At 59.6% G+C, this 3,404-nt stretch carries 3 protein-coding genes; 1 reads left to right on the forward strand and 2 read right to left on the reverse strand.

Annotation, left to right across the window (positions count from 1 at the left end):
* Positions 1–6 precede the first annotated feature (6 nt).
* Together ACFFAR_RS28510 and ACFFAR_RS28515 are read right to left on the reverse strand one after the other, a co-directional pair.
* Positions 7–1,182 carry a mandelate racemase/muconate lactonizing enzyme family protein gene (locus ACFFAR_RS28510; RefSeq protein ID WP_375508936.1) on the reverse strand — a complete coding sequence of 392 codons (1,176 nt, stop codon included), beginning with the start codon at positions 1,180–1,182 and terminating at the stop codon, positions 7–9.
* A 21-nt stretch (positions 1,183–1,203) separates the two neighbouring features.
* Positions 1,204–2,544, reverse strand: coding sequence for a cation:dicarboxylate symporter family transporter (locus ACFFAR_RS28515; protein WP_086381018.1), 1,341 nt, complete (start codon positions 2,542–2,544; stop codon positions 1,204–1,206).
* 259 nt (positions 2,545–2,803) lie between these two features.
* Between ACFFAR_RS28515 and ACFFAR_RS28520 the strand changes: the two genes are divergently transcribed.
* Positions 2,804–3,404, forward strand: a 601-nt coding sequence (locus tag ACFFAR_RS28520; RefSeq protein ID WP_174365129.1) for a GntR family transcriptional regulator, incomplete at its 3' end; no start/stop codon positions are given.

Here is a 3,404-nt window from a genome sequence, read left to right on the forward strand (position 1 = left end):
TTCCTTTTAATGATCCAGGCGCGCGAGCCACGGTCGCAGCGCTTCTTTTTCTTCGAGTCCGAAGCCGGCTGCGTCAGTCGGGCGCACGAGTCCGCCGCCCACGCCGCAGCCCGCCGGATATCCGCCAAACGGCTGGAATACGCCGGGGTACGCTTCGCATCCGCCGAGCTCGAGCCCCACTGCAATGTGCAAGTTGATCAGGTGACCGCCATGCGGGAACGCTTCAGCGCGGTCAAATCCATGGCTTTCCATCACTTCGATCATGCGTGCGTATTCAGTCAGTCCATAAGCAAGCCCGGGATCCATCTGAAAGATGTCCTTGCCCTTTCGCATGCCGCCAAAACGCAGCAGGTTCCGCACGTCCGGCACGGAAAACAGATTCTCGCCAGTCGCGATACGTCCTTCATAGACCTGCGCAACTTGACTGTTCAATTCGTAGTCGAGCGGATCGCCGATCTCTTCGTACCAGCGCAAATCGTACGGCGCGATGGCCTTTGCATATGCGAGCGCCGTGTCGAGATCGAAGCGTCCGTTGGCATCGACTGCAAGACGTTGTCCCTCTCCCGCGACCGTCAATGCGGCCTCTATGCGAACCATGTCCTGAGCAAGCGTCGCACCGCCTATCTTCATCTTGAATGCATCGAAACCGAGTTCGCGATAACCGCGGAATTCATCGGCGAGACGCTGCGTGCTTTCTTCCGGGTAGTAGTAACCGCCCGCCGCGTACACATTCACGCCTTCACGCTTGCCTTGCCGCCCGAAATGCCGCGCGATGGTGACATACGCGGGTTCATCAGCGAGCTTGGCGTTCAAGTCCCACACCGCCAGTTCGATCGCACCGGCGGCCGCCGCGCGGTCACCGTGTCCTCCGGGCTTCTCGTTGCGGAGGATGGTTTGCAGGACCCTGGCGGCATCGAAGTGCCCGCCTGTGGCGTCGAGCAGGGACTCGGGCGCCGCAGCCGCTGCTGTCTTCAGGCGCGGGATCATCCGGTCGCGCAGGATGCCGCCTTGCGCGTATCGGCCGATGGAATCGAATGCGTAGCCGGTGACCGGCCGGCCATTACGGATCACATCCGTTTCCAGCGCGACCAGCGACACGTCGTGCTCGGCGAAGCTGACGAGCGCGTTCGCTACGTTTCCTTCCAGCGGGACGGAGATTTCCCTTATCGCGGTAATGCGCATGAATGTTTCCTCGATTTAGCTTCAGATAACCTTGCCGGCGCTCGATCCAAACACGCGCGTGTACTCGCTGCGCGCAGCGCTTTCATCGAATTCGCCCGTGGACTTTGCAATGACGAGCGTCGCCACGCTGTTGCCCATTGAGTTGCAGATCGAAACCGCTTGCGATGTGAACCGGTTGATCCCGAACAGGATGGGCAATCCTTCTATAGGCAAGAGGCCCGATGCGGTGACCGTCGCTGCAAACACGATGAACGTGCCGCCCGAAACGGTCGCAGCCCCCTTGGATGTCAGCAACATCAGCAACAGCAACCCGAACTGCTGGTGCAGGTCGAGCGGCACGCCATACGCATTCGCGAGGAACATCACGCATAGCGACATGTACACGGCCGTGCCGTCGAGATTGAACGCGTAACCTGTCGGCAAGACCAGTCCGACCGACTGGCGCGAACAACCGAGTTTCTCGAGTTTTTCGAAGAGCCGCGGCAATGCGCTTTCTGAAGAAGCCGTGGCGAACAACAAAAAGATCTCTTCCTTGAAGTAACGCAGGAAACGGAACACGTTGAAGCCGTAGAGCCGCAACACGAGGCCGAGCACGACGACCACGAAAAACGCGAGCGACAGATACATCACGATCAGCAAATAGCCGAGCGAGATCACCGCGCTCATGCCGCTGCTGCCGATCGCAAACGCGATCGAACCGAATGCGCCGAGCGGGGCGAACTTCATGATCACATCGACGAACTTGAAAAAGCAGTCGGACATCCGCGATAACGCATGCTCAACGCTTGCGCGCTGCTCGGTGTTCAGCATGAGCACGGCGGCGCCAAAGCCAATGGAGATCACCAGCACTTGCAGCAGCGAACCGTTGGCAAACGCGCCGACGAAGTTGTCGGGGAAGAGCGTCAACAGGAAATGCTCGAACGACACGTGTGCAGCCTTGCCATACGTCTCGTGCGCGGCCGCTGCAGCTTCCGGGCTCTGCACGAGATGCATGCCCGCGCCGACACCGGAGAGATTCGCAATCACCATGCTGATGATGAGCGCGATGGTCGAGACGATCTCGAAGTAGATCAGTGCACGCAAACCGATCCGTCCGACGTTCTTCAGGTCGCCGGCCGCCGCAATGCCGAGCACGACGTTCAGAAACACGAGCGGCGCAACGATCATCTTGATGAGCCGCAGGAAGATATCGCCGAGGATTTTCATCTGCACGGCGAGATGCGGCGCGATAAAACCCAGCGCGAGACCAAGCACGATGCCCACGACAATCTGAAACCCCAGCCGCGCATAGAACGGCTGACGAGGTTTCGCGCTCGCGGCCTCACTGTCCGTGGGGTGCGACACATTCGTTTGAACAGCCATTTCGGTCTCCGTTTTTTCGTGCGGATCGTGGCGCTCGGACATATCACGACGATCCGCTTATAAGTCCGTACATTTTCAATATGTACGGACTATATTGGCGTAAGTGGAAACACGTCAATTTCGGGTTTACGCGAATGACCGTCCGGATCTGTGCGTTCTCAACTGCGCTGCCTTGGCAACCCGCCGCGCACCAAGATACGATGTCGCGCTCGGCTTCCCCAGGCCATGCTTTGAACAATAGTAATTACAGGAAAGGTTTATGAAACCGCGCTATGTCGAACTGGCAGATCAATTGATCGAAGCGATCGGCAATGGGACGTTCGCGGTCGGCGCGGCGTTACCGAGTGAAATGGACCTCTCCGCACAGTACGGCGTCAGCCGCGCGACCGTGCGCTCGGCGCTGCAGAAGGTGCAGGATCTCGGTCTCATCTCGCGACGCAAGCGCGCGGGTATTCGCGTCGAAGCTTCGAAGCCGCGCGTGGCGTTCGAACAGTCGATGTCGAATGTCGAAGACCTGATGCAGTTTGCGGTGCTTACTGAGCGGCACGTCCAGTCTATCGGCGAGATCTCGGCAAGTCCTTCGCTTGCCGCGCATATCGGTGTGGAAGTGGGCTCGCGATGGTTGCGCATCGAAATGTTGCGGGTCGACCCCGCCAAACCGGAGCAGCCGATCTGCTGGACCGAGGTCTATCTGGATCCGGTCGCCGGTGCTGCGATCAGGCGCGAGTTACGCAAGAACACCGGGTTGATCTGCGAGATGGTCGAGGAACGCTGTGGACGCGCGGTCCGCGAAGTGCGCCAGGAGATTCGTGCGGTCGGCGTGCCCGAAAGGGTTGCCGGAACGCTTGCCGTCGCGGCGG

The organism is uncultured Caballeronia sp. (genome assembly GCF_964243625.1).
GTDB lineage: Bacteria > Pseudomonadota > Gammaproteobacteria > Burkholderiales > Burkholderiaceae > Caballeronia.